The sequence below is a fragment of the Hymenobacter edaphi genome (assembly GCF_003258365.1).
In the GTDB taxonomy this organism is placed as follows: domain Bacteria; phylum Bacteroidota; class Bacteroidia; order Cytophagales; family Hymenobacteraceae; genus Solirubrum; species Solirubrum edaphi.
Map to the genome: position 1 here is coordinate 58825 of NZ_QHKM01000012.1, position 23454 is coordinate 82278.

Sequence of the window (23454 nt, forward strand, 5' to 3'; positions counted from 1 at the left end):
AATGGTACGCGTTAGGGGTTTCGGGTTTTCCAGGCTTCAGAGCCGTGCGAACCGCAGGCCGACGTGGCACCGGGCCTTCTCACGTCAGGTATTGGCTGACGGTAGTCGAGCTGCGGTTCGCTTTGCTCTGAATGGTCTTGTTTCGGGTTTCCTCGGCTAGCGGCGGCCGTAGGCGCCGGGCGTGAGGCTGGCGGCGGTTTCCATCAGGCGGATGCACTCGGCGCGGTAGCCGTCGTCGTCCTTGCCGCGGGCGGTGCGGGCCAGCTCCACGGTATTCTGCCAGGTGGCCTCGCCGCGCCGCTCCGACTGGCGCAGCAGCAGGCTCATTTGAGCCACGGCCGCCGCCCAGCGCAGGTTGTTGGAGGCCCCGGCCAGCGCGGCGGGGGCGGCAGCGGGCAGCGCCCGGCTGAGCAGGCTGCTCGTCCGGCCCTGGGGCTGCTTGTAGCGCATTTTTACCGTCAATAACTCGGTGGCCGCGGCTCCGGCGGTTGTCGGCGGGGCGGGCTGGTACTTCAGCCCATCCACCACCGGCGGGGCACCCACGGGCACCACTTCGTACAGGGCCGTCACCTGCTGGCCGGCGCCCAGCTCGCCCGCGTCCTTCTGGTCGTTGTTGAAGTCTTCGTCGGCCAGCAGGCGGTTTTCGTAGCCGATGAGGCGGTAGGCCTGCACCTGGGCGGGGTTGAATTCCACCTGCAGCTTCACGTCCTTGGCCAGGGTGAACAAGGTGCCGCCGAACTGCTGCACCAGCACCCGCCGGGCCTCGCCGAGCTGGTCGATGTAGGCGTAGTTGCCGTTGCCCTTGTCGGCCAGGCGCTCCATCTTGCTGTCCTGCAGGTTGCCGGTGCCGAAGCCGAGCACCGACAAGAACACGCCCGATTCCCGCTCCTGCGTGATGAGGTGCTCCATGGCGTCGTCGGAGGATTCGCCCACGTTGAAGTCGCCGTCGGAGCACAGAATCACGCGGTTGTTGCCCTCCTTATTATAGTGCTGCCGGGCCGTGGCGTAAGCCAGGCGCAATCCTTCCCCGCCGGCCGTCGAGCCGCCGGCCTCCAGCCGGTCCAGCGCCGCCACGATGTCGCCCTTGCGGGTGCCGGGCGTGGGCGGCAGCACCACCCCGGCGGCCCCGGCATACACCACCAATGATACCTGGTCCTGCGGGCGCAGCTGCTGCACCAGCTGCTTCAGGCCGGCCTTCACCAGCGGCAGCTTGTCCTCGCTCTGCATCGAGCCCGACACGTCGATGAGGAACACCAGGTTGGCCGCCGGCAGATTTTCCACCGGCACGGTGCGCGCCTGCAGCCCGATGAGCACCAGCTGGTGGGCGGGAGCCCAGGGGCAGCGGGCCTGCTCCAGGTGCAGGGCGGCCGGGGCCTCGGCGGCGGGCTGGGGGTAGTCGTAGCGGAAGTAATTCACCAGCTCCTCGGTGCGCACCGCGTCGGCGGGCGGCAGCTGGGCCTGCTCGGTGAGGTAACGGCGCACGTTGGAGTAGCTGGCCGCGTCCACGTCGATACTGAAAGTGCTCAGCGGGGCCTTGCTCACCGGCTGAAACGGGTTTTCGGTCTGGTGGGCGTAAGCTTCGCCCTCGGTGCGGCGCCGGGCTTTTTCTTCCTTGCTGAAGTAGGCCGGGCCCGCAGCCCGTTTGGCTTTGCTCGGCGCCATAGAGCGGTTGCCCCGAACCCGGACGCCGGCCACGCGGCCCGCCAGCCCGTAACCCGTCACCACGCATTCACTCAGAGCCTTGGCGTCGGCAGACAGAGCTACGTTCAATGCCTGGCCGCCGCGGGCTGGTTGCTCCTGGGTGAGGTAGCCCACGCTGGAAAACTGCAGCGTGACTTTGCGCGCCCCCGGGGTGAGCAGCAGGCTGTAGCGGCCGTCGTGGCTGGTGCTGACGCCGTTCGTCGTGCCCTTCACGAGCACCGTCACGCCGGGAATGCCCTGGCCGCTGGCCCGGTCCGTCACCCGCCCGCGGACGGTGAGCGAATCCACGACGGCCGATTCGGGCCGCACGCCCAGGGGCGTTTGCGCCGTAGCCGAGTGAACGTAAGCGCTGCTGAGGGCGGCAGCGAGTAAGGAGCAACATAAAACGGTGCGCATCGAGCCAGGCAGTTAGAAGGTGATAGATGCCTGGTTGATGCGGGCCCCGGCGGGATTCCACAAGCGGGGGTAAAAAAGATGCGGCGCCGGGTAAATTTTACCCGGCGCCGCATCTTTTTTACCCGAGGCCGGGTGGATTTTACCCGACCGCGCATCTTATTTACCCGAGCTTGGGGGAATTTTACCCAACGTCGCGTCTTTTTTATCCGAGTTCGGGTGAGTTTTACCCGATGCCGCGTCTTCACTACCCGATGTCAGGTAAAAAAGACGCACCGGGGCGTGCCGGGAATCGGTAGTCGGGTAAATGCTACCCAACGCCGCCTCTTTTCACCCAGCTGCTGCTCCGACCTTGGTGATGGAGTTGGAAGGCTGCCTGCCCCGGCTCCGTATCTTTAGCATTCCGTTTCTGCGCCCGATGTTTTCCCTGTTTCGCCGCCCCAAGACGCCCGCCGCCGCCGCGCCGCCCACCGAGGCGGAGCTGCTGGCGCGCTACCGGGCCGACGGCGACGTGCAGGACCTCGGCCGGCTCTACGAGCCCTACTTCCACCTCGTCTACGGCGTGTGCCTGCGCTACCTGCGCGCCGAGGACGACGCCAAGGACGCGGTCATGCAGATTTTCGAGAAGCTCATCGTCGATTTGCGCCGCCACGAGGTGCAGAACCTGAGCAGCTGGCTGCACACCACCGCCCGCAACTACTGCCTGATGGAGCTGCGCCGCCGCAAATCAGCCCCCGATACCGTGGAATTTGGCCTGCCGGGCGCCCCGGGTGTGGAATCCGAAGCGGCCCTGCATCTGGTAAGCGACGATGACGACGACTTTCCCACCGAGGAGCACTTGCAGCAGCTGGAAGCGGCCCTGGCCCGCCTCCCGCCGGAGCAGCACCGCTGCCTCGAACTATTCTACCGCCAGCAGCTCTCGTACCAGGAAATTGCCGCCGCCACCGGCTACGACCTCAAACAGGTGAAAAGCTTCCTGCAAAACGGGAAGCGCAACCTCAAACTCTCCCTTGCCAGCCATGTCGCCCGCTGATCCGCACTTTCAGGCTCCCGCGCCCGCCGCCGCGCACCTCTCCGCAGCCCTGCTGCGGCAGTACGCGGCCGGTACCCTCGGTGCCGCCGAGCGCCGGCAGGTGGAGCACCATACGCTGAGCTGTGCCCTCTGCGCCGATGCCCTCGACGGCTACGCGCAGGCGGCGCCCGCGGCCGTCACGCCCGCCGCCCTGGCCGAACTGCAGCAGCGCCTGCACGCCCGTGTAGCTGCCGAGCCGGCCGCCACCCGCGGCGGAGCCTGGTGGCTGGCCGCCGCCGCCGCGGTGGCCCTGCTGCTGACCTTCGTCGGCCTGTGGCAGTGGCCGGCGTCTGCCCCGCCGGCGCCCGTGGCCGTTCGCCAGCGCACCGCCGCGCCCGCCGCCGAGCCGGCAATAGCCGCCGCTCCCGCCCCCATCACACCCGCCGCGCCCGTCCCGCCGGCCGTACAGCCCGAAACGGCGGCGCCTGCGGCCGCCCCGGCGGCCCCGCGGCGGCGGCAGGTTCGGCCGCGGCCGGCCCTGGCGGCCCGCCCGGTCGCCCCGAAAACGGCCCTCGGGCCGCGCAGTACGATGCCCCCCGTCGCCAGCGCCGCGGCCGATAGCAGCCAGCAGGCGGGCATGGTGGCCGCTGCCCCCGTCCCCCCGGCAGCCGCCCCAGCGCCGGCCGCCGAAGTGGCCGCAGATGCCCCGGCCAAATCCATCAGCATGGCCCGGATGGCTACCGCCGCCCCGACGGACACCGCTCCCGCATTTCGGGAGGAAGCGGGCAAGCGCAAGGCCGAACTGCCGCCCGCGCCCGCGCTGGCCCCGTTTCCGGTGGGCGGCTACCCCGCCCTGCGTACTTACCTGCGCCGCGAGCAGCAGCGCCCCGAAACCGGCATCGGAGGCCAACATCATTCCGACGGCATCGTCAAGCTCAAGTTCATGGTCGCGGCCGATGGCACGGTGCACGACATTCAGGTGGTGCGCGGCATCAACGCCGAGTACGACGAGGAAGCAATTCGTCTGATCTGCGAGGGCCCCGCCTGGCGCCCGGCCATCGTCAACGGCCGCCGCGCCGCCCAGGCCGTGCGCCTCGACGTGCCCTTCCACTAAGCCCAATCAAACGCGGCGGCCCGGCGTGGCAGCTCCCGCAGGAGCCCCGCGCCGGGCCGCCGTGTTCGTCGGGCCAGGGTGGACGGTGCTTGGAACGAGTGTTGTGCTGCTTTTCCGGGGCGTCATGCTCCGCATGACGTTCATGCTGCTTGCTGGCCACACGGTCTAAGCTGGCTTAGCCGCTGTAGCCGCCGCCGTTTTCGGGCGAGGTGGCGCTGCCGCTGGGGTGGGGCGCTTCCGCTGCGGCCGGACTGACGGCGTGGGTCGGCTCCCAGCGGTGCATCACCTCAAAGGAAATCTTGGCGGTGATGCGGTATTCCACGATTTTATTGTCGCGCACCCGGCAGCTCTGGTCCTTGATGTAGATGGATTTGATGCCCTGCACGGTGGTGCTGGCTTCGGTCAGGGCTCGTTGCAGGGCATCTTCAAAGCTCTTGTCAGACGAGGCCAGCACTTCGATGACTTTCTTGATGGTGCTCATGGGGACGGTCAGTTAGCGGTAGAACAATCAAGCGACGGGGCGCGGAGCCCCGTCGGGCCTATACGCAAAACCACCTGGCCGCGTCGTCGCTGCCTTGTAGCGCGGGCTTCAGCCCGCGTCCGCCCGGACGATACCGTTTTAGCGGACGCGGGCTGAAGCCCGCGCTACAAGTCTGGTTATGTACTTGTAAGTAATTGCTGATTACCAATACCTTCAATAATGATAAATGAGTTTACAAGTTGAATAACTTGCTTTAAGAATCATTTGGTAAACATATTTACATAGTATCATTAATGCGTTGTCGCGTCCGTTCTGGCGGCTCATAAACCTTGGCTTTTGTTGCCGGGCACCGCCCCTGCTTCGGCCCCGGGTGCTACCTTTGCCGCGCCTAATTCCCATCGTTTCACCGAGTCTGTTCGCCTGATGCAATTCCGCACCGAAAAAGACACCATGGGCACCGTGCAGGTCCCCGCCGACGCCTACTGGGGCGCCCAAACCCAACGCTCCATCGAGAACTTCCAGATTGCGCAGGACATCAACCGGATGCCCAAGGAAATCATCCGCGCCTTCGCTTACCTGAAGAAAGCCGCCGCGCTGACCAACCGCGACGCGGGCATCATGCCGGCCGAGAAGGCCGAGCTGATCGGCCGCGTGGCCGACGAAATCCTCGCCGGCCAGCTCGACGACCAGTTTCCGCTGGTGGTGTGGCAGACGGGCTCGGGCACGCAGTCGAACATGAACGTGAACGAGGTCATTGCCTACCGCGGCCACGTGCTGCAGGGCGGCAGCCTGCTCGACGAGAAAAAGGCCCTGGCCCCGAACGACGACGTGAACAAGTCGCAGTCGTCGAACGACACCTTTCCCACGGCCATGCACATCGCGGCCTACAAGATTCTGGTGGAAGTGACCATGCCCGGCATCGAGCAGCTGCGCGACACCTTGGCTGCCAAATCCAAGGAATTCATGCACGTGGTCAAAATCGGGCGCACGCACCTGATGGACGCCACCCCGCTGACGGTGGGGCAGGAGTTCAGCGGCTACGTGTCGCAGCTCGACCACGGCCTGCGCGCCATCAAGAACACCTTGGCCCACCTGTCGGAGCTGGCCCTGGGCGGCACCGCCGTGGGCACGGGCATCAACACGCCGGCCGGCTACTCGGAGAACGTGGCCAAGCACATTGCCGAGCTGACCGGCCTGCCCTTCGTCACGGCCGAAAACAAGTTTGAGGCCCTGGCCGCCCACGACGCCATCGTGGAAGCCCACGGCGCGCTCAAGACGGTGGCCGCCTCGCTGATGAAAATTGCCAACGACGTGCGCCTGCTGGCGTCGGGCCCGCGCGCCGGCATCGGCGAGCTGTTCATCCCCGACAACGAGCCCGGCTCCAGCATCATGCCCGGCAAGGTGAACCCGACGCAGTGCGAAGCCATGACGATGGTGGCCGCCCAGGTGATGGGCAACGACGTGGCCATCAACATCGGCGGCATGAACGGGCACTTCGAGCTGAACGTGTTCAAGCCCGTGATGATCTACAACTTCCTGCATTCGGCCCGCCTGATCGGCGACGTGTGCGTGTCGTTCAACGACAAGTGCGCCGTGGGCATCCGCCCCATCGAGGAAAACATTGCCAAGCACGTCAATTCGTCCTTGATGCTGGTGACGGCGCTGAACCCGCACATCGGCTACTACAAGGCCGCCGAAATTGCGCAGACGGCCCACCGCGAAGGCAGTACCCTGAAAGAAACCGCCCTGAAGCTGGGCTACCTCACCGAGGAACAGTTCAACGAATGGCTGCGCCCGGAGGACATGGTGGGCGAATTGCCCCGCTAAATAAAAATTAGTCCCGTGCGTTGGAACGCCGCAGCCTTCCCAGGTTGCGGCGTTTCTCTTATCCGGACAAACTATCCGCGGTATCTTCCCGTTTCGGGAATCGTTCTGCGTGCCTCATACCTTCATGCTTAAGCTTTACGAAACACATCATTTACGCATCAGCTACGAGCCGCGCCTGCGGCTGCTGGAGGTGCTCTGGCTAACCGACGTGGCCACGCCCGCCGAATTCCGGGAAGGCTACTGGCAGGCTCTGCTGCTGGCCGAGCGGCACCAGACGCGCGCCTGGCTGTCGGATTTCCGCTCCGTGCCCACGCCGCCGGAGGAGGAAGTACAGTGGCTGACCCAGCACTGGTATCCGCGCTACGTGCAGCTCAAGCTCGATAAAGTGGCCATTATCAAGCCCCTTAGCCCCGGCGCGCAGCAGGCCCTGGCCCGCATCGTGCAGCTGGCCAACGAGGCCGGCCACACCAACCGCCCCGACGCGCACTACTTCGACGACCCGGCCGCCGCCCGCGCCTGGATTGAGCAGCCGTTTACCCGGGGGCAGCTGCCGCCGGCCGGCTGAAACCGCGCGGGCACTTTCGGGCGGGTGCGCGTCGTTAAGCGCCTGACGCGTAGGTTTGCGTGTCAGAATTGGTGACAGATGAGCGGATGAGTAGCTGAGCAGATGAAGCTGCCGGCCCATCCCGTTATCTGCTCATCGGCTCAGCTACTCATCTTTTGCCCGTGCGCTACTTCTTCCCGCTGCTGTTGCTCTTGTCCATGCTGGCCTCCGTGCTGCTGCCCGGCTGCGAACCGAAGGAGGAGTTGGTTACCACCGATGGCAGCGCCCGGCTGGCGTTTTCGGCCGACACGGTGAAGTTCGACACCGTGTTTGTGCAGACGCGCACCGTGAGCAAGCGCCTGTGGGTGTACAACCGCAACAAGCAGGCGGTGCGCGTCGACGAAATCCGGCTGACCGGGCCCTACGGGCAGCCCTACAAGCTCATCATCGACGGTGACTCGGGCGCGGCGCGGCAAAACGTGCTCATTCGGGGCCGGGACAGCCTGCTGGTGCTGGTGAAGGCCACGCTGAACGTCAACGCCCAGCCCGACAACCGGCCCTTCCTGACGGAAGACCAGCTGCTGTTTCGTACCAACGGCAACGAGCAACGGGTGAAGCTGCTGGCTTTCGGGCAGAACGCCTACTTCCACTTCAGCGAGCAGCTGCCCTGCAACACCGTGTGGCGCAACGACAAGCCCCACGTCATCTACGGCGGCGTGCTGGTGGGCCCCGGCTGCACGCTCACCATCGAGGAGGGCACGCGCGTGTACTGCCACGCGGGCGCCGGCGTGGTGGTGCAGGGCCGGCTGCTGATCAACCCCACGCTGCAGCCCACCGACGAGGTGAAGCCCGAGGACCGGCGCCTCGTACGCTTTCAGGGCGACCGGCTGGAAGGCTTCTACAGCGACATTCCCGGCCAGTGGGCCGGCATTCAGTTCGACCCCGGCAGCAGCCGGCAGAGCGTGGTGCGCTTCTGCGAAATCAAGAATTCCTCGTTCGGCCTGCTGGTGTACAACCCCGACGCGCAGACGCCCTTCCCGAAGGTGACGGTGGAAAACGCCGTATTCCGCAATATTTCCGGCGCGGGCCTGACCTTCGCCAGCGGCGGCCAGAGCTTCGACGGCGGCGGCATCCTGAGCTTCTCGGGCGACTTTGACGTGCGCAACTCCCTCTTTACCAACTGTGGCGAGTACGCGCTGGGCGGCTTTCAGGGCGGTAGCTACAACCTGCAGTACTGCACCTTCGCCAACTACACTCCGCAGTTTCAGCGCAAAACCGCCTCGCTCACCTTCTCCGACGGCCTGCCGGTGCGCGTGCCCCCGCGCCAGATCAGCCCGGTTATCAGCCTGGAAAACTGCATCGTGTGGGGCTCCATTGTCGACGAGCTGTTCTTCAACAACAGCAGCCGCTACCTGGCGCAGATCAGCGTGAAAAACAGCGTGCTGCGCACCCAGGAGTACCTCGGCGCGGCCGACAGCGGCGGCAAGCCCGGCCTGGCCCGCGCGGGCAACCTGCTCAACACCGACCCCAAGTTCCGACGTACCCCCGAAACCGCCTCGGGGCGCTACGACTACCGCCTCGACACCCTCTCGCCGGCCAGCAACCGCGCCGTGCCCCTGCCGCTGCTCCCGCGCGACCTGCGCAACCTCAGCCGCAGCAGCTCCGCGCCCGACCCCGGCGCCTACGAGCGGGTGAATCCCTAACGGGTGAGATGGTGAGGTGGTGAACTGGTGAGTGCCGCTCTGCTTGCGCGAAATGCGCGGTGCCGGCCGCCCAAACATCAAACTCACCAATTCACCATTTCACTATCTCACCGCATGATCTGCGCTCAGAAACGACTGCGCCTGCCGGCCCTGCGCCGCGGCTTCCACCTCATCACCGACCTGGTGACGGCCGAGCTGCCCGAGCTGGAACAGGTGCGGGTGGGCACGCTGCACGTGTTCATTCAGCACACCTCGGCCAGCCTTTCCATCAACGAAAACGCCGACCCGACGGTGCGCCACGACTTCGAGCAGTTCTTCAACCGCACGGCGCCCGAAAACGCCCCCTACTTCCGCCACACCCTGGAAGGCCCCGACGACATGCCGGCCCACCTGAAAGCCGCCATGCTCGGCAGCAGCGTGACGATACCGGTAACGAATGGCGAGCTGGCCCTGGGTACCTGGCAGGGCATTTACCTCGGGGAGCACCGCAACGACGGCGGCCGCCGCTGGCTGGTGCTGACCTTGCTGGGCGCGTAGCTGCCGTACCGCTACCGTTGCCGCGTGTGCCACGGCCGCAGCCAGAGCAACAGGCTCAGCGCAAGCGCGCCGAACAGCCAGCGCAGGGCCCCGTCGGGGGAGAACATGCCCCAGCTGGAGGGCAGGTAGTCACGGTGCCAGCCGCTGAGAATGATAACTGAGCGCTCCAGCACCGGCAGCAGCACCCACGCTACCGCATACCCAAACGACCACCGCCAGCTGCGGCGTGGCCGGGGCCACCAGAAGCATTGACTGCCAATACGCGGCAGCAGCAAGCTCCAGTAAGCCCACCAATAAGGTCCCGTTGCCCGATTGACGAAGGCGTACTGCTCAAACTCCACCTGGCTGTACCAGGCCACAAACAACTCGTAGCTCCAGCCCAAGAGGTTTAGCAGGCCCGCCGCTGCGGTCAGGAGGTTGAGGCCCGGCAGCAGTCGTTTATCGGACGCCGGCCGCCAAAGACTGCACAGGCCGATCAGGCCCAGCAGGGTTGGGTAGTAGTCAAGGACGTAATACGCCCCCGCCACCAGCCACTGCAGCCTTGTTGGGTCTGCCATAGCGGCGGATTACCGCAGCACCCGCCCGCGGGCCACGTAGCGCGTGGTATCGAAACCCACGAGCTTCTGCTGGCCCAGCACCTGGTAGCTGCTGAGCGTACCGTCTGCCGCGAAGCGCAGGCGCAGCTGCTTGCCGGAAAAGAACAGCGGATTCTCCTGGTCGACGGTGGCGCGCAGCTCCCGCACCGTCGGGCCGGCCTGCAGCACGGTCATTTCGGTCACGGGGTGGTCCACGTCGGGCAGGCGGCGGAAGGTGCGGCGCGTGAGGCCGGCCGAGTCGGTGGTCTGCATCTGGTAGGCGCCGCGCAGGGCGGGCTTGTTGATATCGGCCTGGTAGAACAGCTGCAGCTCGTGGGCCCAGTCGGGCCGGGCCAGCGTCTGGGTTTCGGGGGTGCTGCCGCGCAGGCTCACGCGCTTCTCCAGGCCCGGGTGCTGGGCCTGCAGCCGCTGTACCTGCGCGTCGAGCAGGCCCTGGGTGTCGAAGTAGCCGGCGGGGCGGCGGGCCGGGCGCTCATCGGCCCCCGACGAGCAAGCGGCGCCAACCCCGCCGATGAGCAGGATTAGCGCCGCCTGGGCTGCCCGGTAGGGGCGGAGCTTACGCATTGCGCGGGCGCAGCAGCGATTCGCCGGTCATGTCGGCGGGCTGCGGCAGTCCCATCAAAGCCAGCACGGTGGGCGCGATGTCGCCCAGCTTGCCGTCGGCCAGCTTGCCCTGGTAGTCGTTGTCGGCCAGGATGCAGGGCACCAGGTTGGTAGTGTGGGCCGTGTTGGGCGTGCCGTCCTCGTTGATCATCATGTCGGCGTTGCCGTGGTCGGCAATGATGATGCTGGCGTAGCCGGCCGCCAGCGCCGCCGAAACGACGTCATTGGCGCACTGGTCCACGGTTTCCACGGCCTTCACGGCCGCTTCGAACACGCCGGTGTGGCCCACCATGTCGGGGTTGGCGAAGTTCAGCACCACAAAGTCGGCGGAGCGCTGCTGCAGCTCGGGCACCAGCGCGTCGCGCAGCTCGTAGGCGCTCATTTCGGGCTGCAGGTCGTAGGTAGCCACCTTGGGCGAGGCGCGCAGGATGCGGCTTTCGCCCTCGAACTCGGCTTCGCGGCCGCCCGAGAAGAAGAACGTCACGTGCGGGTACTTCTCCGTCTCGGCAATGCGGATCTGCTTTTTGCCGTGTTCGGCCAGCACCTGCCCGAGCGTATGCTCCAGGTTGTCCTTGTCGAAAATCGGCTGCACGCCCACGAACGTCGCGTCGTAGTTCGTCATCGTGAGGTAGTGCAGGTTCAGCCGGTGCATGTTGAAGGCGTGGAAATCCTGCTGGGTCAGCGCCTGCGTGATTTCGCGGCCGCGGTCGGTGCGGAAGTTGAAGCAGATGACCACGTCGCCGTCCTTGATGGTGGCCAGCGGCTGGTCGTCGGAGCCGATTTTGAGCAGCGGCTTGAGGAATTCGTCGGTCACGCCCGCCTTATAGGAGTCGAGCATGGCCCCGATGAGGTTGTTGCAGCGCTGGCCCTTGCCGTTGACCAGCAGGTCGTAGGCCACCTGCACCCGCTCCCAGCGGTTGTCGCGGTCCATGGCGTAGTAGCGCCCCACGATGGAGGCGATTTTGCCGCTGGCCCCGTGCTGCAGGTGCTGCTCCAGGTCGTTGACGTAGCGCACGCCGGCCTTGGGGTCGGTGTCGCGGCCGTCGGTGAAGGCGTGGATGAACACGCGGTGCACGTCCTCGTCGTGGGCGAGGGTGCAAAGGGCCTTCAGGTGGTCGATGTGCGAGTGCACGCCGCCATCGGAGAGCAGGCCCATCAGGTGCAGGTTTTTGTCGGTATTCTGGCGCAGGTACTCAAAGGCCTGCTTCAGGGCGGGCATGGCGGCCAGCTTCCGCTCTCGCACGGCCTTGTTGATGCGCACCAGATCCTGGTACACCACGCGGCCGGCGCCGAGGTTCATGTGGCCGACTTCCGAATTGCCCATCTGCCCCTCGGGCAACCCCACGGCTTCGCCGGAGGCCTGGAGGCGGCTGTGGGGAAAGCGCTGAAAGAGGGAATCCACGAAAGGCGTCTTGGCGGCGGCAATAGCCGACACGGCCGGATTGGTGCCCAAACCCCACCCATCAAGGATTACCAACAGTACCGGTTTATTCATGTCCGCAAAGATAGGCGCTGGCGTGCTGCGAAACCGTACCGATTCACTATTTTGGACGCAGCCGCGCCGAACCAACGATTTGCCTCCCGCGTAAGCAGTTGGCACAATTTTCGCTCACGCCGCGCTGCAATCCCCCGCTTACCATGAAACGATACCTACTCCGTGCGCTGACGGTGCTGTGCCTGGCTTTGCTGAGCCCCGCCGTGTATGCCCAGAACGATACGTTCGGGGCGGTGCGCTCGGCCATTCAGAACGGTTCGTCGCGGGCTGTTTCCCAGTACTTTGGCGGTACGGTGGAAATCGGCTTCGACGGCGAAAAGCAGAGCTACAGCGCCACCCAGGCCGAGTTCGTGCTGAAGGATTTTTTCGCCAAGAACTCCCCGGCTACGTTCGAGATGGTGCACCAGGGCTCCTCCAACGAAGGCATCAAGTACGCCATCGGGCGGTACTTGGGCAAGAGTGGCAGCTACCGCGTCTTCATCAAGCTCAAGCCCGTGCAGGGCGGTCAGCAAATCGACGAAATCGGTTTTACCCGCGAATAGATGAAGTGAACTGCTACTTTCTTCCCTGATTTTACCTCCTTCCGCTGGGTCAGGTCCCGACTGCTAAGTCGGGGCCTTTCCTTATTTTTGCACCTGTGCAAAACCCGCCCTACCTCACGCCCGACGCGCTGCGCGCCTTTATTCACTCGGCCCTGGCCGAAGACGTGGGCGACGGCGACCATTCGTCGCTGGCTGGCGTGCCGGCCGAGGCCCGCAACCGGGCCCGCCTGCTGGTGAAGGACGAGGGCGTGCTGGCCGGCGTGGCGCTGGCCGAGCTGATTTTCCGCGAAGTCGACCCCGCGCTGCAGGTGACGGTGCAGCTGCCCGACGGCAGCCGCGTGAAGCACGGCGACGTGGCCCTGACGGTGGAAGGCCCGGCCCGCAGCATCCTCACGGCCGAGCGGCTGGTGCTCAACTGCATGCAGCGCATGAGCGGCATTGCCACCAAAACGGCCTACCTGACCTCGCTCATTGCCGGCACCCCGGCCAGGCTGCTCGACACGCGCAAGACCACGCCGGGCTTCCGCCTCTGCGAGAAATGGGCCGTGCTCATCGGCGGCGGCGTGAACCACCGCTTCGGCCTCTTCGACATGATCATGCTCAAGGACAACCACGTGGACTACGCCGGCGGCATTCGGCCCGCCATCGAAGCCACGCACGCGTACCTGAAGCAGCTGGGCCGGCCGCTGCCCATCGTGGTGGAGACGCGCACGCTGAGTGAGGTGGAGCAGGTAGTGGAAGTCGGCGGCATCGACCGCATCATGCTCGACAACATGAAGCCCGACACCATGCGTGAGGCCCTTGCCATCGTGGCCGGCCGCTTCCCCACGGAAGCCTCGGGCGGCATCACCGAGCAAACCATCCGCGCGGTGGCCGAAACCGGCGTCGACTACATCTCAGTGGGCGCCCTCACGCACTCCGCCGACATCCTGGACTTGAGCCTGAAAGCGTTTTAAATTGTCAAATTGTTGAATGGCTAAATTGTTGTCGATGAACGACTAACAATTTAACAATGCGGCCATTTAACCATTCATAACAAACATGCAACCACCCATTCCCCGCGGGGGCGGCGCGGGCCGCCAGTTCGTCCAGCAGCCGCAGCAGCCTTCACCGCTGGCCATCCGCACCAAGAAGTACCAGCTCGACAAGGAGACCTACACCCGCATGGCCCTCACGCAGGTCTGGAAAAAGGACTGGTGGCAGGCCGCCATTCCGCTGGTGGTGCTGGCGTTGCCGGCCATCTTCAGCTTTTCGTGGTGGTGGATAGCGGCGGCCGTGCTCGTGACGGTGCTCTACGTGCTGCTGCGCTCGGCCCAGGTGACGGGCATCACCCAGCTGGAGCAGGGCAAGGTGCTGTTTGAGCGCCTGAGCTACGAGTTCGACCCGCGCTACATCGCCCTGCGCGCCAACGACAAGGACCAGCCCCGCGGCATGACTTGGGACATGATCGAGACGGTGAAGCGCACCAAGGACGCCTACGTGCTCTACCTGAAGCAGCCCGACGCGTCCGAGCAGGTATCGGGCTGGCGCCTGTGGCTGGCCAAGCTGATGTGGGTGCCGGTGTTCATTCACCTGCCGCTGCGCATTTTCCCGGCGTCCAAGGACCTGACCATGTTTGAAAACCTGCTGCGCCGCAAAAACCTGCTGCCCGCCAACGCGCCCAGCGCCGCCGAGGCCCCGAAAGCTGCCTAAGCCGCGGTTTTGTCCGTACTTCGCATTCCGAGAACCTTCTTCGCCTTCCTTATATGACCTCCAACAAACTCGTTCTGGGCCTGGCCGCCGTGGCTACGCTGGCCCTGGCTTCGTGCAGCGCTGAGCCCTCCGACTGGCGCGGCGACAAGAAAGTATCCGTGGACTCGGTACCCCCGGGCACCCGCGACACCGAGTACTTCGACCACGCCACCGACGCGCCCAGCCAGCATAAGGGCGGCGCCGTGGCCGAGCCCATCAGCCAGAACCACGACGCCCCGCAAACCCTGGACGCCGCCGCCGGCAAGCACGACGTGATGTCGGCCGAGCAGACTACCTCGGCCAATGCCGAAGAGGCCGCCGCCGAAAACACCGCCACCGAGCACGACCTGGGCGACAAGCCCGGCGAAGTGCAGAAGGAAAACTAAGCTTCCCCGTCCCGGTTGTTCCGACGCCCCGGCGCAGGGCTGGCCGACATGCGCCAGCTGCTGCGCCGGGGCGTCGGCGTCGGCGGGCGGTAGCAGCCGATTTTCCGCTTACTTGCGCCCCTGCCTATTGCCTGCCCCCTATGCATCCCACCTCCTATGCCCAGTCCGCGGAGTGGTTCAGCACGTGGTTTGACTCGCCGTACTACCACCTGCTCTACCAGGACCGCAACCACGACGAGGCGCGCTACTTTCTCGACAACCTGCTGCGCCACCTGCACCCCAAGCCCAAGGAACGGCTGCTGGACCTGGCCTGCGGCCGGGGCCGCCACGCCGTGTACCTGAACGAGCAGGGCTTCGACGTGACGGGCATCGACCTCTCGGCCGAAAACATCGACGCGGCGCGGGCGGCCGAGAACGAGCGGCTGCACTTCCACGTGCACGACATGCGGGCGCCCTTGCCCTACGGCCCGTTCGATTTCGTGCTGAACTTGTTTACCTCCTTCGGGTACTTCGACGAGGAAGCCGAAAACGTGGTGGCCCTGCGCAACGCCGTCGATACCATGCACTACGGGGGCAAGCTGGTCATCGACTTCATGAACACCGAGCGGACGGTGCGCGAGCTGGTGGCCCACGAAACCAAGCACGTGGAGGGCATCACCTTCGAACTGCACCGCCACCTCGACCGCGACTTCGTGGTGAAGGACATCCGCTTCGTGGACCGCGAGGGGCAGCCCCAACATTTTCAGGAACGCGTGCGCGCTTTGAGCGTAGACCGGTTCCGCGAGTACTTCTACCTGGCCGGGCTGCGGCTGGGCGAGGTGCTGGGCGACTACGACCTGCGCCCCTACGTGCAGGCCGAAAGCCCGCGCATGATTTTCATCCTCAAGAAATAAGCCCGCCGCCGGTGCCCCAGGGCGCCGCGGGCGGGCCGCTTACCCGTAATGCTCGTAGCCCTTCTGCTGCTGTTTGTGACGGTGCTCGGCGCCGGCTGGCTCACGCGCTTCGTCCCGACGGCCCACACCACCTGGCTGCGGCCCCTGCTGGCCTTCAGCGGGGCCTACCTGGTCACGCTCACGCTTACCCACCTGCTGCCCGAGGCGCTGGAGTTGGATACCGATAGCCACCGCGTGGGCTACTTCGTGCTGGCCGGCTTTTTCGGACAGTTGGTGCTGGAGCTGTTTTCGCAGGGCGTGGAGCATGGCCATCAGCACGTGCACGCCGAGCACGCCCACGCGGGCGTGCCCTTTCTGCTGCTCGGCTCGCTCACGCTGCACGGCTTCATGGAAGGGAGCATTCTGGTGCAAAGCCCCGGCGGCGAAGTGCCCGGCGGCTTCTACGCGGTGCTCACCGGCGTGGCCCTGCACCACATTCCGGCCGCGTTTGCTCTGATGGCGGTGCTGGTCACGCGCCTGGGCTCGTTCAACAAAGCCCTGCCCTGGCTGACGATATTCGCCGCCGCCGCGCCGCTGGGCGTACTTTTCAGCTACTACCAGGGCCTCGACCCGCTGCAGCAGGGCGGCTGGTACCCGGCGCTGCTGGGCCTGGTGAGCGGCAACTTCCTGCACGTGTCGACCACCATTCTCTTCGAAGTCAGCCCCGAGCATAAAATCAACGTGCGCAAGCTGCTGGCCACGGTGCTGGGCGCCGGGCTGGCCCTGCTGGTGAACGGGCATTAAGTGCAACGTAATGCTACTCTTCGGCTTAGCACTACAATTTCCGGATTGGAAAGGAAAGTCTAAGCACTCAGGTAAGCGTTGCCGTGTGGGAACCCGCAGCCTGAGCGTGTAGCCCACCGTTTCTTGTTTGAAATCGGAGGTTTAAGCCTATTTAACCGGGTTGCCAAACGATTAATAAGCGCCGCCGCGTTGGCCAAGAAAGATCCAGCGCTGCTGGCTGAAACCGCCGCTTCAAGGGCACCCCAGCCAGTCGGCAGTTAGTGGGGCCGCCGAACCACAGCAGCCTTATCGTAGTACGAGTACGGATGAGCGGCAATTTCCCTACCTTACTAAACTACCATTCTGTCTGTACGGCCTGCGCGGGTAGCTGCTCCAATGTATCCTCGATGGAGTGTGTCCGGGGCTGGCTTGCAACGGTATGGCCTCGCCCATGACTTCGTCGCGTAATCAGTTTCGCGTAGCGGCTACCTCGGCCGAGCTGGCGCAGTTCCGGCAACAGGCCTGGCGCCTGTACCAGCCCGTGGCGCCGGTGGCCGTCGAGGCCTTCGGGCACCCGTGGCAGCTGAGGCCGGGCCTGACCTTCACGCCCTTCGCCAACGCGGTGCGCTGTACGGCCCACTGCGCCTTCTGCTCCGAGGAGCTGCAACGCTACGACGGGCACCAGCTCACGGCCAAGCGCCTCATCGACGACTACCCGGCCTATTTTGCCCGGCTGCAAGCGGTGTTGCGGCCGTTTCGGGGCCTGCCGCTGGGCCTGAGCTTATCGGGACTCGAAGCCACGGCGGAGCCGCAGTGGCTGCGCGAGCTGCTGGCCAGCCTGGGCGCGGCGGAGGCCGAAGGCAGCGTGTTCGACGAGAAAGTGCTGTATACCAACGGCAGCGGCTTCGTGCTCAGCCCCGACCTGGCCCCGGCCCTGCAGGATTTCGGCCTGACCCGGCTGGAACTTTCGCGCTGCCACGACGACGAGGCGGTGAACCAGCAGATCATGCGCTTCAACCGCAACCAGCCCATGCGCCACAACGCCGTGTACGCGGCCACGGTGCGCACGCTGCACCAGCACCTGGCCGTCAAAAACTCCTGCATTCTGACCCGCGCCGGTATTGCCTCGCTGCCCGACGTGGAACGGTACCTGGCCTGGGCCGCCGGCCTGGGCGTGCGCCGGGTGGTGTTTCGGGAGCTGAGCCGGCTGGAAGGCAGCTACCTGCCCAACCGCTTTACCGAGTGGATTGAGGCCGAGCGGGTGCCCATCGAGCCGCTGCTGGCGGCCGTGGTGCCCACGCTGGAGGAGCCGCGGCCGGGCTGGCAGTACGCGGGCAGCACCTTTGGTTACTATTACTACAACGAGCATTACCGCTGGCAGGGCACCGACGTCATCTTCGAAACCAGCAGCTACCCCGCCCTGCAAGCGGCCAACGCCACCGGGGTGCTGCAGAAGCTGATTCTGCACTCTGACGGCACGCTGGCCGGCGACTGGGACCCCGACAGCCACGTGCTCAGCCGCCTCGACGCCCCGGCCGCCGCGCCCCGGCCATGACGGCCGCCCACGAGCAGCTCTACCTGCGCACGCTCCGCGCCCTATCGGCCGCCGGCGTGCCGTTCGTAGGGCTGGGCACGTTCGCCCTGCGCCGGCAGTGCCCGCAGCTGCCGCGCCGCCTCGTCGCCGACTGCGACCTGCAGCTCCCGCCCGATGTGGCCGTGCTCAACCACTTGACAGAGCTGCTGCAAGCCGCTGGCTGGCAGGTGACGCTCTGGGAAGTCCCAGTTCAGCTACCACTCGCTGCGGCAGCGCTGGCGGGCAAGTACTACCTGCGCGCCCGCCGGGCCGGCGCCGTGCTCGACTGCACCTACGAGCATGATTCCCTAAGCTGGCCGGCATTCCAGGCCAATAGCCATTATCACGAAGGGCTGCCCCTGATGCGCACCGCCGCCATCCTACAGCAGAAAGCCCAGATCGGCCGTCCGCGCGACTTAGCCCTGCTCGACTGGTGGCGACAAACTATTGGCCCGCTCCCCGAATTGGGCGACCCGGGCTAGGCCGTGCAGACAGCAAGCATGACCGTTTTGATGTTTTCAGGTACAACCGAGGCACCTCAGCAGCAATGCCCGGGTGTTACTCCGCATCGGTAGCCGGGTGGCGGCGCACCCAGGCTTCCAGCTGCGCCGCCCGGGCCGATTGGCGCGTCAGCTCGTACTGCAGCTGCACCAGGCGGCGGCGCATGGCCAAGACCAGGTCGATGCCTTCGGGGGCGAGGTGCAGCTCGTGGTGCAGGCGGGCGAGGCGGGCCAGGTGGTCGGCTTCGTCTTCGATGAGGGGCTCGGCGGCTTCGGGTTGCAGGCGCAGCCAGCCCAGGTCGGCCAGCTCGTGCAGCACGGTTTCGGAAAGGCCGTAGGTGCTGGCGCAGTCGCGGAAGGTGAGGGTCACGTAGTGGGTCATGGCGAGTGACGAATTAGGCCGACACGGTTTCGCCGCGCAGCTGGGCCAGCTGGCGCACGAGTTCTTTTTCCTGCTCCGAAAGGTGCTGGGGCAGCTCCACCTGCAGGCGCAGGTACAGGTCGCCGTGCCGGTCGGCGTGGCCGTACACGGGGAAGCCCTTGCCGCGCAGGCGCAGGCGGGTGTTGTTGGCCGTTTCGGGCTTGAGCTTGATTTTGACGGGCCCGCCGAGCGTTTCCACCACCTGCTCGCCGCCCAGCAGGGCTTTGTAGAGGCTCACGGGCACGTCCATGGTCAGGTCGTGGCCGGTGCGCACGTAGCGGGCGTCGGGGCGCAGGCGGAAGGTGATGAGCAAGGAGCCGTTGGGCCCGCCGTGGCGGCCGGGGCCGCCCTGGTCGCGCAGCCGGATGGTCTGCCCGTCTTCCACCCCGGGCTTGATGGTCAGGCGCAGGCTCTTGCCGTTCACGTTCACGGTGCGCGGGCCGCCGTGGAAGGCTTCTTCCAGCGTCAGCTCCATTTCGGCCTGGTAGTCCTGCCCGGCGCCGGGCCGGCTGCTGCGGGCCCCGCCTCCGCCGCCCATGCCCCCGAAGATGGAGCTGAAGAAGTCGGAGAAGTCGGCGTCGCCGCCGAAGCCGCCCCCGCCACCAAAGCCGCCGAAGCCCCCGGCGCCGCCCTGCCCGGCGTACTGCGACCAGTCGAAGCCGCCCTGCCCGCCGAAGCCGCCGCGCCCGCCGCCCTGCTGGTAGCGCTGCCAGTCGGCGCCCAGCTGGTCGTACTTCTGGCGCTTGTCGTCGTCCGACAGCACTTCGTTGGCCTCGTTGACTTCCTTGAACTTCCGCTCGGCCTCCGGGTCGTTGGGGTTCACGTCGGGGTGGTACTGGCGGGCCAGCTTGCGGTATGCCTTCTTGATCTGGTCCTTGGTGGCCGATTTCTCGACGCCCAGCACCTTGTAGTAGTCCTTGTAGTCCATGGCAGAGGGGAATTCTGAATTCTGAATGTCGAATTCTGAATTTGGGAAGCCACTCCCGGCGGCTCAACCCGAAAGAAACAGCCCCCATTCAGAATTCATAATTCAACATTCAGAATTACTTCTTCAGCGGGTCGTGGCCCCAGTTCATCAGCGAGTAGCGCCAGCGCGAGGTTGCCACGTCTTTCTGGTCGTGCGGGCCCTGGGCCAGGTGGCGGCTCACGTAGCTGTGCACCTTGTGCATGTGGGCTTCGTCGTCGGCCGTTAGCTCGGCTTTTTTCTTGTGCAGTATTTCCACGATGCGCAACCCGGAGTGATGGCCGATGCTTTCCCCGTCGCCGCTGTCCTGTCCGACGGATTTGGATTCTTCCGTCTTCAGCCATTTGTCGAGCTCGGTCGCGGTCATGTTCACGTCCGTCTTGAATTGGTGATAAATGTCGTCTGATGGTTTCGTAGCCATGATTTTGCAACTGAGGGGTGAACGAAATCAGGAGTTGGTCCGTTAGTGGCGAAAATGTGGCAGCACGGCCGGTGGTTGTACTTGACCGATATTGCCGATTTGCCGTATCTTTCATCTCTTTCCCTTTTACCACCCATTCTCCCATGAAGTTTTCTTCGACTCTCCTGACCCTGGGCCTGCTCACGTTGGGCATTGCTGCCCAAGCCCAAACGCGCCCCGCGCCGCGTAAAGCTGCCGTGCCGCAGCGCCCCGTGATGAAGAATGCCGGCGTAAAGGACGGCTTCATGATGCAGGACGGGAAAGTGATGCACACCGAAAACGGCCACACCATGCCCGTAGGAGCCCTGACGACGCTGCCCAGCGGCGTGAAGGTGCAGCCCGACGGCGTGGTTATCATGGCCGACGGCAGCACCGCGCAATTGCAGAACGGGGACTACATGTCGCCGAGCGGCCGCCTGCTGACCATGCGCATGAAAGCCGAGCAGGATAGCCTGGCCAAGGCCGCTATGCTCGACCCCAAAGGCAAAAACAAAAAGAAGAAAGGCAAGTAGGCCTTGCCCGCTGCCCAACCCCAAAAGCCCGTGACTATGCCGTCACGGGCTTTTTTGCGTCTAAGCGCGGGCATTGGACCCGCCCCGGCGGCTTAGCCGAAGGTGTAATCCTGCAAAATGACGCGGGCTTCCTCGTCGTCCTTGGCTTCTACCACCTCATCGATGACGAACTGGATTTCCGTTTCCGACCAGGTTTGCTGCTCGGCGGCTTTCACGAACTGGGCCAGCGTCACGAAGCGGCTGGTGGTGGCCGGCGGCATGGTCCATTTTACTTTCTTGCGGATGCGCATGGGGAGAGGGAAAGAAGGTCGGAATCAGCGGCCGCTGCCCTTGCGCACCACTTTGAGCTTGACGGGCGCCACGCCGGCCTTATCGACGCCGATTTTGCGGGCGGCGCTCTTCGAGAGGTCGATGATGCGGCCCTTCACGTGCGGCCCCCGGTCGTTCACGGTGACTTTGACGGAGCGGCCGTTCTGGGCATTGGTCACGCGCACCACCGTGCCGAAGGGTAGCGTGTTGTGGGCGGCTGTGCGCTTGCCGGGGCGGTAGGGCACGCCGCTGGCCGTTTTGCGGCCGTCGAACTTGTCGGCGTAGTAGGAGGCTTTGCCGGTTTCGGTGTAGGCCCCGCCGGCGCAGCTGCCCAGCAAGAGCAGGCTCAGCAGGCCGGGCAGGCGGCGGAATGGCAACGAATTCATAGGCAGAACGAAGGAAGGGCGCCGCTACCGGCGCGAAGCGGCCGACGCGGCTTTGCGCGGCGGAATGCGCAGGGCCAGCAGGTTGGCGTAGCTGCCCTGGTATACGTTGAAGTCGACGTGGCCGCGGATGCCGGGAATGTAGGCCTCGTCGGAGTGCTGCCAGATAATCCACTTCTCGCGGGCCAAGGCGGGCTTTTCCACCTCGTAGTGCGCCAGCCAGAGCGGGTAGTCATCGAAGTGCCCGGCGAGGTAGCGGCGGTAGAAGCTGTAGTTAGAGTACACGATGGGCCGCACGCCGTAGTGACGCTCCACCAGCCGCAGCCAGGTGCCGATGTTCTGGCGCATCACGGCCACGTCGTGAAATTCGGGGGCTTCCACGTCGAGCACGGGCGGCAGGTCGCCGGGGCCGAGGTCGGCGGTGCGGGTAAAGAGGTTGGCCTGCTGGGTGCCGTCGTAGTTGGGCTGAAAGAAGTGGTAGGCGCCGCGGCAGATGCCCGCCTGCTTGGCCCCGCGCCAGTTGCGGGCGAAGCGCCGGTCGCGCAGGCTCACGCCCTCCGTGGCCTTGATGAAGGCAAAGCGCACCCGGTGCCGCGCCACCTCTTCCCAGTCGATGCGGCCCTGGTACGACGACACGTCGATGCCGTGCACCGAGTAGCCGTCGAGCAGCGGGGTTTTTTCCCGGCCCGTGAGGTAGTCGGCCGAGAGCGTGGCCCAGGTGCGGCGCACGTAGCGGTGTAGCTGCCGCCGGTAGTGCCCGTAAAACAGCCCCGTGCCCAGCGCCAGCAGCAGCAGCGTCGCCAGTGCGGTGCGCCGCCAGCCGCCCCGACCCGCGCGGCGCGGGGCCGGACGGCGGGTAGCAGCAGCAGAAACACGGCGGACGCGCGGCATAGGTGGGCAAGGGTGGGCGAAGAGCGAAGATAACGTCAAGATGCTGCTTGCTGGTGCCCGCCACGGTGCCGGGCTGCGGCCAAACTGGTAATTTCAGGCCCTCACCACCCCGCTGCTATGGCTGCCGACGTCCGTTCCGAAGTTTCCGGCCCCCGGGCCTTTCTGCTTGGTTTAGTGGGCTTCGCGGCCTTCGAAACCGCCGTGTACTACCTGCTGCGCTGGGCCACTTCGGGCCTGGGCGAGCAAAACCAGTTTCAGGCCGAAAATACTATCGTGCGCAACTGGGTGAAGACCACCGCCTTCCTGCTCGGGCACCTGACGCTGGTTATCATCGCCGTGCTGCTGCTGAGCAACCAGCTGCCCCGCCGCTACCGCAGCCAGATCATGCCGTGGTTTCTGCTGTCGTTGCTGGTGATGTTCCTGCTGCTCTGGCCGTTGTTTGAATAGACGAGTGGATTTCGGCTGAGCGGATGCGTAGGCCGTCTTTGCGTTGGCTCATCTGTCCTGCCGAAACCCACTCATTACAAAACAAAAAAGCCACTGCGGGCGAGGCAGTGGCGGTGAAACCATGGGGTGTCGGTCGGTCCCGACGGTATGAGCGGAGCGGGCAAGGCCCGCCGGAGAAGCCTAGCGGCGGCGAATGTTGATTTCGCGGTGGTTGGTGTTCGGGTCCTGGTACGGAATGCGCACGCGCAGCTCGCGGCCCTCGTGCACGGCATCGATGCGGGTCAGGTCCAGCTCGACGGGCAGCTCGAAGCTCTGCACGAACAGCGGGGCGACCAGCTGATCGTCGGCCGCGGGACGGTACTCGGCGAATACGTCCAGCCGGTTATTGTTCAGTACCACGTGGAACGTCTCGGGGCGCACGCTCGGAGCCGACACCCGGATGACCACGCCCTGTTCGCGCTTATGCACGCGCACCTGCGGCTGCGTCACTCCGCCGCCCAACGTGTTGAGCAGGTCGAGTTGGGGAGCAATGTTGTGCAGGAATTCTTGGCTGATGAGTTTCATGGCGGTGGTCCTTGTTCTGTCTGTCGATGGGTGGATTTGCAAACTGCGTACCAACCTGTTTTGTCGGCATGCCGACTACTTGTCTTGCCATATTGGCGGTAAATTCCGGT

Annotated in this window: 28 protein-coding genes; 16 read left to right on the forward strand and 12 right to left on the reverse strand. The window is 65.4% G+C overall.

Going from position 1 to position 23454, the window contains the following annotated elements; all coding sequences use genetic code 11:
* Positions 1–156: 156 nt before the first annotated feature.
* Positions 157–2097 (reverse strand): vWA domain-containing protein, encoded by a 1941-nt coding sequence (locus tag DLM85_RS22780; RefSeq protein ID WP_111480493.1) that lies wholly within the window; start codon positions 2095–2097, stop codon positions 157–159.
* 415 nt (positions 2098–2512) lie between these two features.
* Here DLM85_RS22780 and DLM85_RS22785 point away from each other — a divergent pair, with 415 nt between their 5' ends.
* Positions 2513–3127 carry an RNA polymerase sigma factor gene (locus DLM85_RS22785; protein WP_111480534.1) on the forward strand — a complete coding sequence of 205 codons (615 nt, stop codon included), beginning with the start codon at positions 2513–2515 and terminating at the stop codon, positions 3125–3127.
* Entirely contained in the window at positions 3114–4220 is a 1107-nt protein-coding gene (locus DLM85_RS22790) for an energy transducer TonB (RefSeq protein ID WP_111480494.1), read from the forward strand. The genes DLM85_RS22785 and DLM85_RS22790 overlap by 14 nt, the downstream gene beginning before the upstream one ends.
* A 175-nt stretch (positions 4221–4395) precedes the next feature.
* Here the strand turns inward: DLM85_RS22790 and DLM85_RS22795 are convergent, their stop codons facing one another.
* Positions 4396–4701: a dodecin family protein gene (locus DLM85_RS22795; RefSeq protein WP_111480495.1), complete on the reverse strand. Its 306-nt coding sequence runs from the start codon at positions 4699–4701 to the stop codon at positions 4396–4398.
* Positions 4702–5124: 423 nt separating this feature from the next.
* Between DLM85_RS22795 and fumC the strand changes: the two genes are divergently transcribed.
* The 4 genes from fumC to DLM85_RS22815 all read left to right on the forward strand — a co-directional run bounded on the left by fumC (position 5125) and on the right by DLM85_RS22815 (position 9312).
* Positions 5125–6528: a class II fumarate hydratase gene (gene fumC / locus DLM85_RS22800; protein ID WP_111480496.1), complete on the forward strand. Its 1404-nt coding sequence runs from the start codon at positions 5125–5127 to the stop codon at positions 6526–6528.
* A gap of 124 nt (positions 6529–6652) precedes the next feature.
* Positions 6653–7093 (forward strand): hypothetical protein, encoded by a 441-nt coding sequence (locus DLM85_RS22805; RefSeq protein WP_111480497.1) that lies wholly within the window; start codon positions 6653–6655, stop codon positions 7091–7093.
* Positions 7094–7254: 161 nt separating this feature from the next.
* Complete coding sequence (locus DLM85_RS22810; RefSeq protein WP_133257216.1) at positions 7255–8775, forward strand: hypothetical protein; 1521 nt, start codon at positions 7255–7257, stop codon at positions 8773–8775.
* Between the two features lie 114 nt (positions 8776–8889).
* On the forward strand, positions 8890–9312 hold the full coding sequence (locus DLM85_RS22815) for a secondary thiamine-phosphate synthase enzyme YjbQ (RefSeq protein ID WP_111480499.1): 423 nt from the start codon (positions 8890–8892) through the stop codon (positions 9310–9312).
* A gap of 11 nt (positions 9313–9323) precedes the next feature.
* Here DLM85_RS22815 and DLM85_RS22820 read toward each other — a convergent pair whose 3' ends face one another.
* The 3 genes from DLM85_RS22820 to gpmI are packed head-to-tail and all read right to left on the reverse strand — an operon-like array spanning position 9324 to position 12006.
* Positions 9324–9869 (reverse strand): hypothetical protein, encoded by a 546-nt coding sequence (locus DLM85_RS22820; RefSeq protein WP_111480500.1) that lies wholly within the window; start codon positions 9867–9869, stop codon positions 9324–9326.
* 9 nt (positions 9870–9878) lie between these two features.
* Positions 9879–10472 carry a hypothetical protein gene (locus DLM85_RS22825; protein WP_111480501.1) on the reverse strand — a complete coding sequence of 198 codons (594 nt, stop codon included), beginning with the start codon at positions 10470–10472 and terminating at the stop codon, positions 9879–9881.
* The gene (gene gpmI / locus DLM85_RS22830) at positions 10465–12006 is read right to left on the reverse strand and encodes a 2,3-bisphosphoglycerate-independent phosphoglycerate mutase (protein ID WP_111480502.1); all 1542 of its coding nucleotides are present in this window, start codon (positions 12004–12006) and stop codon (positions 10465–10467) included. Before gpmI ends, DLM85_RS22825 begins: the two co-directional genes overlap by 8 nt.
* A 143-nt stretch (positions 12007–12149) precedes the next feature.
* Between gpmI and DLM85_RS22835 the strand changes: the two genes are divergently transcribed.
* The 8 genes from DLM85_RS22835 (at position 12150) to DLM85_RS22870 (ending at position 18375) form a co-directional block, all read left to right on the forward strand.
* Positions 12150–12548, forward strand: coding sequence for a DUF4783 domain-containing protein (locus DLM85_RS22835; protein WP_111480503.1), 399 nt, complete (start codon positions 12150–12152; stop codon positions 12546–12548).
* Between the two features lie 95 nt (positions 12549–12643).
* Positions 12644–13504: a carboxylating nicotinate-nucleotide diphosphorylase gene (gene nadC / locus DLM85_RS22840; RefSeq protein WP_111480504.1), complete on the forward strand. Its 861-nt coding sequence runs from the start codon at positions 12644–12646 to the stop codon at positions 13502–13504.
* Between the two features lie 85 nt (positions 13505–13589).
* Positions 13590–14240: a hypothetical protein gene (locus DLM85_RS22845; RefSeq protein WP_111480505.1), complete on the forward strand. Its 651-nt coding sequence runs from the start codon at positions 13590–13592 to the stop codon at positions 14238–14240.
* Between the two features lie 53 nt (positions 14241–14293).
* The gene (locus tag DLM85_RS22850) at positions 14294–14665 is read left to right on the forward strand and encodes a hypothetical protein (RefSeq protein ID WP_111480506.1); all 372 of its coding nucleotides are present in this window, start codon (positions 14294–14296) and stop codon (positions 14663–14665) included.
* A gap of 140 nt (positions 14666–14805) precedes the next feature.
* Positions 14806–15558, forward strand: a complete 753-nt coding sequence (locus DLM85_RS22855; RefSeq protein ID WP_111480507.1) for a class I SAM-dependent methyltransferase — start codon at positions 14806–14808, stop codon at positions 15556–15558.
* Between the two features lie 48 nt (positions 15559–15606).
* The gene (locus DLM85_RS22860; RefSeq protein WP_111480508.1) at positions 15607–16341 is read left to right on the forward strand and encodes a ZIP family metal transporter; all 735 of its coding nucleotides are present in this window, start codon (positions 15607–15609) and stop codon (positions 16339–16341) included.
* Between the two features lie 430 nt (positions 16342–16771).
* Positions 16772–17875 carry a hypothetical protein gene (locus DLM85_RS22865; RefSeq protein ID WP_207891090.1) on the forward strand — a complete coding sequence of 368 codons (1104 nt, stop codon included), beginning with the start codon at positions 16772–16774 and terminating at the stop codon, positions 17873–17875.
* Positions 17872–18375, forward strand: a complete 504-nt coding sequence (locus DLM85_RS22870) for a hypothetical protein (protein WP_111480510.1) — start codon at positions 17872–17874, stop codon at positions 18373–18375. Before DLM85_RS22865 ends, DLM85_RS22870 begins: the two co-directional genes overlap by 4 nt.
* A gap of 76 nt (positions 18376–18451) precedes the next feature.
* Here the strand turns inward: DLM85_RS22870 and DLM85_RS22875 are convergent, their stop codons facing one another.
* The 3 genes from DLM85_RS22875 to DLM85_RS22885 all read right to left on the reverse strand — a co-directional run bounded on the left by DLM85_RS22875 (position 18452) and on the right by DLM85_RS22885 (position 20199).
* Entirely contained in the window at positions 18452–18775 is a 324-nt protein-coding gene (locus DLM85_RS22875; RefSeq protein ID WP_111480511.1) for a chaperone modulator CbpM, read from the reverse strand.
* 13 nt (positions 18776–18788) lie between these two features.
* On the reverse strand, positions 18789–19742 hold the full coding sequence (locus tag DLM85_RS22880) for a DnaJ C-terminal domain-containing protein (RefSeq protein ID WP_111480512.1): 954 nt from the start codon (positions 19740–19742) through the stop codon (positions 18789–18791).
* Between the two features lie 115 nt (positions 19743–19857).
* A complete protein-coding gene (locus tag DLM85_RS22885) occupies positions 19858–20199 on the reverse strand; it encodes a DUF3140 domain-containing protein (RefSeq protein WP_111480513.1) in 342 nt (113 codons plus the stop codon).
* Positions 20200–20342: 143 nt separating this feature from the next.
* On the opposite strand from DLM85_RS22885, the gene DLM85_RS22890 reads away from it, so the two are divergent.
* Positions 20343–20750 carry a DUF6799 domain-containing protein gene (locus DLM85_RS22890; RefSeq protein ID WP_111480514.1) on the forward strand — a complete coding sequence of 136 codons (408 nt, stop codon included), beginning with the start codon at positions 20343–20345 and terminating at the stop codon, positions 20748–20750.
* 92 nt (positions 20751–20842) lie between these two features.
* Here the strand turns inward: DLM85_RS22890 and DLM85_RS22895 are convergent, their stop codons facing one another.
* Genes DLM85_RS22895 through DLM85_RS22905 form a run of 3 tightly spaced genes read right to left on the reverse strand, consistent with a single transcriptional unit; the run spans position 20843 to position 22333 of the window.
* Complete coding sequence (locus DLM85_RS22895; protein ID WP_111480515.1) at positions 20843–21040, reverse strand: hypothetical protein; 198 nt, start codon at positions 21038–21040, stop codon at positions 20843–20845.
* Positions 21041–21064: 24 nt separating this feature from the next.
* Positions 21065–21445 (reverse strand): septal ring lytic transglycosylase RlpA family protein, encoded by a 381-nt coding sequence (locus DLM85_RS22900; RefSeq protein ID WP_111480516.1) that lies wholly within the window; start codon positions 21443–21445, stop codon positions 21065–21067.
* A gap of 24 nt (positions 21446–21469) precedes the next feature.
* A complete protein-coding gene (locus tag DLM85_RS22905; protein ID WP_111480517.1) occupies positions 21470–22333 on the reverse strand; it encodes a glycoside hydrolase family 25 protein in 864 nt (287 codons plus the stop codon).
* Positions 22334–22450: 117 nt separating this feature from the next.
* Here DLM85_RS22905 and DLM85_RS22910 point away from each other — a divergent pair, with 117 nt between their 5' ends.
* The gene (locus DLM85_RS22910; protein WP_111480518.1) at positions 22451–22780 is read left to right on the forward strand and encodes a hypothetical protein; all 330 of its coding nucleotides are present in this window, start codon (positions 22451–22453) and stop codon (positions 22778–22780) included.
* A gap of 180 nt (positions 22781–22960) precedes the next feature.
* Here DLM85_RS22910 and DLM85_RS22915 read toward each other — a convergent pair whose 3' ends face one another.
* Complete coding sequence (locus DLM85_RS22915; protein ID WP_111480519.1) at positions 22961–23344, reverse strand: Hsp20/alpha crystallin family protein; 384 nt, start codon at positions 23342–23344, stop codon at positions 22961–22963.
* Between the last annotated feature and the right edge of the window lie 110 nt (positions 23345–23454).